The 6,924-nt window shown below is 76.8% G+C and carries 9 protein-coding genes; 7 read left to right on the top strand and 2 right to left on the bottom strand.

Going from position 1 to position 6,924, the window contains the following annotated elements; genetic code table 11:
• Positions 1 to 13 precede the first annotated feature (13 nt).
• The gene (locus ACFWJ4_RS40255) at positions 14 to 1,234 is read right to left on the bottom strand and encodes a GNAT family N-acetyltransferase (RefSeq protein ID WP_380554111.1); all 1,221 of its coding nucleotides are present in this window, start codon (positions 1,232 to 1,234) and stop codon (positions 14 to 16) included.
• 210 nt (positions 1,235 to 1,444) lie between these two features.
• On the opposite strand from ACFWJ4_RS40255, the gene sigK reads away from it, so the two are divergent.
• The 7 genes from sigK to ACFWJ4_RS40290 all read left to right on the top strand — a co-directional run bounded on the left by sigK (position 1,445) and on the right by ACFWJ4_RS40290 (position 6,669).
• Positions 1,445 to 2,068 carry an ECF RNA polymerase sigma factor SigK gene (sigK, locus tag ACFWJ4_RS40260; RefSeq protein ID WP_380554114.1) on the top strand — a complete coding sequence of 208 codons (624 nt, stop codon included), beginning with the start codon at positions 1,445 to 1,447 and terminating at the stop codon, positions 2,066 to 2,068.
• Between the two features lie 103 nt (positions 2,069 to 2,171).
• Positions 2,172 to 3,170, top strand: a complete 999-nt coding sequence (locus tag ACFWJ4_RS40265) for a MerR family transcriptional regulator (protein ID WP_380554116.1) — start codon at positions 2,172 to 2,174, stop codon at positions 3,168 to 3,170.
• Between the two features lie 88 nt (positions 3,171 to 3,258).
• Positions 3,259 to 4,131, top strand: a complete 873-nt coding sequence (locus tag ACFWJ4_RS40270) for a hypothetical protein (RefSeq protein ID WP_380554119.1) — start codon at positions 3,259 to 3,261, stop codon at positions 4,129 to 4,131.
• 109 nt (positions 4,132 to 4,240) lie between these two features.
• Positions 4,241 to 4,885, top strand: coding sequence for a DedA family protein (locus ACFWJ4_RS40275; RefSeq protein ID WP_380554122.1), 645 nt, complete (start codon positions 4,241 to 4,243; stop codon positions 4,883 to 4,885).
• Positions 4,886 to 5,228: 343 nt separating this feature from the next.
• Entirely contained in the window at positions 5,229 to 5,480 is a 252-nt protein-coding gene (locus ACFWJ4_RS40280; protein ID WP_380554125.1) for a hypothetical protein, read from the top strand.
• 310 nt (positions 5,481 to 5,790) lie between these two features.
• On the top strand, positions 5,791 to 6,192 hold the full coding sequence (locus ACFWJ4_RS40285) for an SsgA family sporulation/cell division regulator (protein ID WP_380554128.1): 402 nt from the start codon (positions 5,791 to 5,793) through the stop codon (positions 6,190 to 6,192).
• Positions 6,193 to 6,348: 156 nt separating this feature from the next.
• A complete protein-coding gene (locus tag ACFWJ4_RS40290) occupies positions 6,349 to 6,669 on the top strand; it encodes a hypothetical protein (RefSeq protein ID WP_380554131.1) in 321 nt (106 codons plus the stop codon).
• A gap of 30 nt (positions 6,670 to 6,699) precedes the next feature.
• On the opposite strand, the gene ACFWJ4_RS40295 is transcribed toward ACFWJ4_RS40290, so the two are convergent.
• A partial coding sequence (locus tag ACFWJ4_RS40295; RefSeq protein WP_380554134.1) for an aldo/keto reductase occupies positions 6,700 to 6,924 on the bottom strand: 225 nt, incomplete at its 5' end.

Genomic DNA, 6,924 nt, shown 5'->3' on the forward strand with positions numbered 1-6,924 from the left:
GGCGGCTGCCGGATCAGAACCAGTGCAGGCAGTGCGGCGCGCGCTCGGCGCGGAACAGGGCGTCGGCGAGGACGGCCGCGCCGGGGCGGTGGGCCCGGATGTGCCCGGCCCGGACGAGGGCGCTCGGGGCGGTGCCGCCGAGGTAGACCGCGCCCAGGTCGCGGACGTCCAGGGACAGATCGGGCTCCCGGTCCGTCGGGACGCACTCGGCCTTCCCGTCCCGGACGGTCAGCAGGTACCGGTGGCGCTCGCCGAGGAACGGGTCGTCGACGTCCAGGACCAGCTCTCCGTCGGTGAACCAGCCGCGCGCGGTCAGCGCGCGCGGGACGTCCAGCAGCCGCACCCAGAGCCAGTCGGTCTCGCCGCCCGGCTGGACGGCGCGGAAGTCCGCGAGCTGCCAGCGCAGCGGGTGCTCCGGCGGGCAGTGCCGGAACACGACCTGGGAGACCAGGTCGTGGCCGAGCACGAACCGGGCCAGGTCGGTGTAGGCGGCGTCGTCGACGGCGATGGTCTCGTCCACCGTCAGGGTGTCGTCGCCGAGCGAGTAGCTGGCGTACCCGTCCGGGGTGCCGTCGGCGTCCCGGTGGACGGCGACGTAGCGCGGCGTCGGGGCGATCGGGACCTGCCCCGCGCCCAGCTCCCACCAGCGGCGCGGCCGGGACAGTGCACCGGGCTGACGGCGGCGGTAACGGTCGTAGACCTCCTCCACGATCTGCCCGCAGTCGGCCCGCCGCAGCAGTTCGACCGAGCCGGCCGCCGGGGCCTCGGCCGCCCGCCACGCCCGGGGTGCGGCGAAGGCGGACTGCCGGCTCGGCACCGTCAGCCGCTGGGTGTACGTCGCCGGACCGTAGCCGAACCTGCCGTAGATCCCGGCCTCGGAAGCCAGCAGGACGGAGAGGAACTCCCCTCGCGCCCGCACGTCGTCGAGCTGACGCCGCATCAGCGCGGTGAGCACGCCCTGGCGCCGGTGGGTGGGCAGGACTCCGACGGACGTCACCCCGGTGGTCGGGACGACCACCTCCCCGGGCAGGGTCAGCTCGAAGGAGCACGCCCCGGCGGTGCCGACCGGCCGCCCGTCCGCCGTCACGGCGAGCAGGTTGCGGTCCATCTCGGTCGCCGCCCACCAGACCCCGCCGCCGTCCGCGTTCGGGGTTTCCGGGAACCGCCCGAACGCGGCGTGAAGCGTGTCGACGAAGACGTCGAGGTCCTGGTCGGTCGTGGAACGGATCTCCATGCGGTGCTGCTGCCTCCCCGTACTGCCGGCGCAGCCTCGTGCGGCGCCCCCCGAAGTGCAGCGCGACCACGCGGCCCGGTCAACCGAATTACCGGCGGGCGGGGCGCCGTCAGCGGGCGGTGGCAGCGGGCGGTGGCAGCGAGTGGCGGGGAAACGCTGCACAAAGGCTGCGGGTGGTGCCGGGAAACCGAAACGCTGCACAGTGCCGGGGTGACCACGCACGCCTGCCCGTCCCTGTCCCTCTCCCCCGCCGTCCCGGCCGTCCCCGTCGTCCCGGCTCCGGCCGCGGAGCTGGAGCGCCTGGTCGCCGCGGTGGCCCGGGGCGACCAGGTGGCGTACGCACGGCTGTACCGGGCCGTGGCCGCGCCGGTGTACGGGACGGCGCTGCGGACGCTGCGCAGCCCCTCGCAGGCCGAGGAGGTCGCGCAGGAGGTGCTGCTGGAGGTCTGGCGCGCCGCCGCCGGCTACCGGCCGGCCCGCGGCACGGTGCTGGCCTGGGTGCTCACCATCGCCCACCGCCGCGCCGTGGACCGGGTCCGGGCGGCGCAGGCGGCCGCCGACCGCGAACTGCGGGCGGCCCTGCGCGAGCAGCCGGTCCGCGATCCGGGCGCCGAACCGGTCGCCGAGCAGGTCGAGCGGGTCTTCGACGCGCGCCGGGTGCGGTCCGCGCTCGCCCGGCTGAGCGGCGTCCAGCGGGAGTCTCTGGTCCTGGCGTACTACGGCGGGTACTCGCAGCGTGAGATCGCCCGGGCCCTGGGGGTGCCGCTGGGCACGGTGAAGACCCGCATGCGGGACGGGCTGCTGCGGCTGCGGACGGCCTTCGACGGCTCCTGACGCCCGGGCCCGACAGGGGATCATGGCAGTGGCGAGGGACGCCCGGGACACCCAGGACATCCGGGACGCCCGGGACATTCGGAACATCCGTGGGAGGAGAACGATGGGTACCGACCAGGCGGGCCTGCCGACCGGCGGCGTGGCCCGGCTCCTCGGGGTGTCCCCCACCACGATCCGCTCCTGGGAGCGCCGCTACGGCATCGGCCCCTCCCTGCGCGACCCCGGCCACCACCGCCGCTGGAGCCCGGAGGACATCGCGCTGCTCGAAGCGATGTGCCGCCTGGCGGCCCGCGGTGTGCGCCCGGCCGAAGCGGCCCGGGCGGCGCTGGCCTCCCACCACGCGGCCGCGGCCGCTTCCGAGGCCGGGGCTCCGTCCGCCGTCGCACCGGTGCCCGGGCAGGCCGCGCGGCCCGGGCCGGAGGCCGGTCGCGGCCCGGCCGGCGGCCGTGCGCTGCGGATGGGAGCGGTCCGCGCCGAGTGCCGGGGCCTGGCCCGGGCCGCCGTCCGCCTGGACTCCCCGGAGGTCGCCCGGATCCTGCGGGAGGTGGTCGATTCGCTCGGGGTCGTCGACGCCTGGACCGAGGTGATGATGCCCGCGCTGCGCGCGACCGGACGCAAGTGGGCCTCCTCCGGCGAGCAGTACGTCGAGGTCGAGCACCTGCTGTCCTGGCACGTGTCCACCGTCCTGCGTGCTGCCGCCGTACGGCCCGCCAGGCCGCGGCCCGCGCCGCCCGTCCTACTGGCCGCGATGCCCGACGAGCAGCACAGCCTGGCGCTGGAGGCGACCGCGGCGGGCCTGGGCGAGCGTGCGCTGCCCTTCCGGATGCTGGGTGCGGCCGTCCCGCCCAGGGCGCTGCTGGACGCGGTGCACCGGATCGGCCCTGGCGCCGTGATGCTCTGGTCGCAGCTCCCGCCCACCGCCGACCACGAGCTGGTCCGGCGGGTGGCCGACTCCACGTGGGGCGCGCGCGGCTCCCGCGGCCGGGCCCTGGTGCTGGCCACCGGCCCCGGCTGGGGCCGCTCCGGCGCCCCTGGCGGCACCGCGGGCCCGCAGAGCCTGGCGGGCGCCCTCGACCTCCTGGAGCGGACCGTCACCGGGTGATCCGCGCGGCCGTTCCCCGGCCGCCGAATGTCCTCCGGCCGCCAGATGTCCCTCGGCCGCCGAAAGTCACCCGTTCGGGTGACTCCGAGTGCCCTCGCCCATCCGGGGCCCGGTCGGCACCGAACCCACCGTGCCGGCGGTCGGCCGGGACGAGGACATGGACGGGTGCGTGGACGTGGACGTGGACAGGAGCCCGATGAGGGTGTCCCCCAGGGCGGGACGGGCGCTGCGGGTCCGGCCCGCGACCCACGAGGACCAGGACCAGGTGGTCCGGCTGATCGCGGCCGACCGGCCCGCCGTGCCCTTCCCGGCGGCGGCACCCGTCGGCTGGGACCGCCGGCCCGACCGGACGGTCCTCGTCCTCCACGACGGGGACGGCCGGCTCCGGGGCGCGATGGCCGTGCACCGCCGGACGACGGCCGGCCGACTCACCGGCGGGGTGGCCTGGCTGCACTGCCGCGAGGCCGCGGACGCGGCCGAGGTCCTCGTCCGGACCGTCCTCGCGCGGAGCGGCGGCCTGACCGCCGTCACCGCCTTCACCGACCCTTCGCCCTGGCCGCCCCACCTGCCCGGCCTGCCGCTCCACCGCCGACCGGTCACCACCCGGGTGTTCCTCGCCCACGGGTTCCGCCCGATGGACCACCGCCTCCTGCTGCACCGCCCCGCCACGTCCACCATCGACCGCACCTCACTCGGCCCGCGCACGGCCGACGCCCCGCCCCTGTGGGTGTCCCCGGAGGGCACCCTCCACCGCGACCGCGGCACCGTCGGCCCGCCCGCGCCGGCCGTGCTGTGGCGCCGCAACCTGCCCCGCGCGCTGGAGGAACTCGACCGCGCCGGCGGCCGGGACGTCCTGGCCATCGTCGATCTGCTCGCCCCCGGCGCCTGCGAACTCGCCGCCGTCCTCGCCGGGTTCGGCTTCGACGAGCTCGACCTGCTGCGCTCGCTGGTCCTGACCTGAGCCGAGGGCCTGCGGCCGGGGTCCGTCGCCTTCCGGACCACCGGGTCGCCGGGGACGCCGAGCGTTACATTGAGGCGGAGAGGGGCGCCGGTCCGGAACGGGGTGGCTGATGCACTCGATCACCGCCTGGCTGAGCGGACTGTCCGGTCCGGTCGGGTACGCGGTGGTCGCGGGCCTCGTGCTCGTCGAGGACGCCCTCTTCTTCAGCTTCGTCGTACCCGGCGAGACCGCGGCCGTCCTCGGCGGGTTCCTCGCCCACCAGGGCCGGCTCTCGCTCGGCTGGCTCGTCCTGTTCGTGGTCTGCGCGGCCGTCCTCGGCGACACCGCAGGCTACGAGATCGGCCGCCACATCGGCCCGAGGATCCTCGACACCCGCCCGATGCGGCGCCATGCGACCCGGGTCGACCGGGCCCAGGAGCTGATCCGCCACCGCGGGCCGGCCGCCGTCTTCTTCGGCCGCTTCGTCGCCTTCTTCCGCGCCATGGTGCCCACCCTGGCCGGCATGTCCCGCATGCCCTACCGCCGCTTCCTCCTGTTCAACGCCCTCGGCGGCGTCCTCTGGGGCGTCGGGTTCACCCTGCTCGGCTACTTCGCCGGCGCCGCCTACACCCGGGTCGAGAGCACCGTCGGCCGGGTCCTCGCCCTCGCGATCGCCGCGGGCGTCGTCATCGCGCTCGCCGTCTGGTACCTGCGCCGGCACCGACGCGGAACCCGCGCCCCTGACCGGAGCGACCGGAGCGACCGGAGCGAGTAGTCCTGCCCCCACCGCCGACTCGTGCCCTCGTCGACCGAGGCATCGACAGCAGGCGAGAGGTCCTCGCCACCGGTTCGGACCGTGACCGCACCGTGTGGCATCGCCCCCCTGCGTCCGGCAGCGCGGGCTCCGGCAGCGCGGGCTCCGGCAGCGCGGGCTCCGGCCCGGGGTTACGGTCGGAGGGCCGACGACCGAGGGCTGACGGAACCGGCGCCGAGCCGGGTCGGGCCGGACCACCCGGCCCCGTACTCGCGGTCCGGAATCCGGTTCGGACCCGGACATCCGGGCAGCCGCCCGGTATCCCATCCGTCGAAGCCCAGGACCCGGAAAGGGGAACGAGCCCATGACCACACGCGACGACCACGGAACGCAGCCGGACGAGGCGACGCAGGAGCGGTCCGCCGAGGAACGCGCGATCACGTCCCCGACCCCGGCGGATGTCCGGGCGAAGGCCGAGGGCCGGGTCGGAGCCCGGGAGCGCTCCGCCGAGGAGCGATCCATCAGCGCGCCCACCCCGGCCGACGTGCGGCGGAAGGCGAAGCCGGACGAGGACGAGGAGCCGGAGCCGCCCGCGGCGGACACCGTGGCGCCGTGAGGCTCCGCACGATCACGCGGTGATCACTCGGTGACCCCCGAGCCCCGCCCCGCCCCGCCCCGCCCCGCCCCGCCCCGCCCCGCCCGCGATCGTGCGCCGGGGCGGGGCTTCGCTGTGCGGGCCCGGAGCGGTGGGCGGCTGCCCGTTCCCCCGAGCGGGAAACCACCCGAGTGGGGGATCACGCCGGGCGACGCGGTTGCGTTGAGAGACGAGGAATGCACCCCGGGCACGCGGGTAACCGAGCGCTGCCACCACCGGCCGTCACGGCCGGGGGAAACCGGGTGCCACCGCCAGAATGGGAGTTCGTCGCATGACTGTCGCCACCTCCTGGTCCACCGCCGTCACCCTGCCCGAGGGCCCGTTTCCCGACGTGGCCGTGGAGGCGCAGCTGCGGTTCGACACGGCGTCGCCGTACGCGGTGTGCCTGGCGTTCCCGCCGCTCGGCGACGACGACGCGGCGCGGTGGACCTTCGCGCGCGAGTTGCTGGACAGGGGCCGGCACGGCCCGGCCGGCCTCGGGGACGTGACCGTCGCGCCCGGGCCGGAGGACCGCGTGCTGATCACCCTGCGCTCTCCGGCCGCGCGGGCCGTCATCAGTGTTCCGGCGGCCGTCGTGACGGCGTTCCTCCTCGACGCCTTCCGCCTGGTGCCGGCCGGCGCCGAGGCCGAGCACCTGGACCTCGACGCCGCCCTCGCCCGCCTGCTCTCCTGACCCGCCCCACCGCCAGGGCCGCCACCGGGGCCGGGCCAAGCCCGGCATGCCTCCCGGCGCGCGGGGTAGACGGGCGTCACGCGACGGACCCGGCCCGCCGGTCACCTCCCCCTCGGGTCCGGTCCCGCCGCCGGAACGCGAGGAGAGGAGAAGACCATGACCACCCCACCGTTCCCGGCCACACCCGACGGCCCCGCCCTGTACGCCGTCGCCGTGCCCGCCCTGGCCCTGGCCGCGCTGCTCATCGGCGCGTTCGCCTGGGGCAGCCATCACCTGAACCGCCGACGGCCGAAGCCGGCCCGCGACACCCCCGCGTCCCCTGCGGCCCCCGCGACCCGTGCGGGCTCCCGGCACGCTCGGCACGCTTCCGGGCCGGACGGTCCGCACGCCTGCCGCCGGAAGCCCGCGGGCCGCGAGACCGGTCGGCCCTCGCATCGGCGGGCCCACCGCGCGGCCCCGCCCCGACGCTCGTCGTGAGGGCCACGGGCCGTTACCGGCCGCCCGCCGTCACCAGCGGGCGTGGACCTGCGCCCGGATCCGCCGGTCGTACAGCTCGCGCACGGCGGCCAGGGTGGCCGACGGCAGCGGGGACAGCCCGGCGGCGGCCGCGTTGGCCCGGGCCTGCGCCACGTTGCGGGCACCGGGGATCACCGTCGTCACCCCCGGCTGCTGGGTGACCCACCGCAGTGCCGTCTGCGCCGCGCTCGCGCCCTCGGGTGCGAGCGCGGCGAA

The sequence above is a fragment of the Kitasatospora sp. NPDC127067 genome (assembly GCF_042724755.1).
Classification (GTDB): Bacteria; Actinomycetota; Actinomycetes; order Streptomycetales; family Streptomycetaceae; genus Kitasatospora; species Kitasatospora lactacystinica.

Bases quoted from the DNA above. Each gene is read 5' to 3' on its own strand.
- ACFWJ4_RS40255 (WP_380554111.1), bottom strand. From the start codon at position 1,234: ATGGAGATCCGTTCCACGACCGACCAGGACCTCGACGTCTTCGTCGAC.
- ACFWJ4_RS40290 (WP_380554131.1), top strand. From the start codon at position 6,349: ATGACCACCCCACCGTTCCCGGCCACACCCGACGGCCCCGCCCTGTAC.
- ACFWJ4_RS40265 (WP_380554116.1), top strand. From the start codon at position 2,172: ATGGGTACCGACCAGGCGGGCCTGCCGACCGGCGGCGTGGCCCGGCTC.
- ACFWJ4_RS40285 (WP_380554128.1), top strand. From the start codon at position 5,791: ATGACTGTCGCCACCTCCTGGTCCACCGCCGTCACCCTGCCCGAGGGC.
- ACFWJ4_RS40275 (WP_380554122.1), top strand. From the start codon at position 4,241: ATGCACTCGATCACCGCCTGGCTGAGCGGACTGTCCGGTCCGGTCGGG.
- ACFWJ4_RS40280 (WP_380554125.1), top strand. From the start codon at position 5,229: ATGACCACACGCGACGACCACGGAACGCAGCCGGACGAGGCGACGCAG.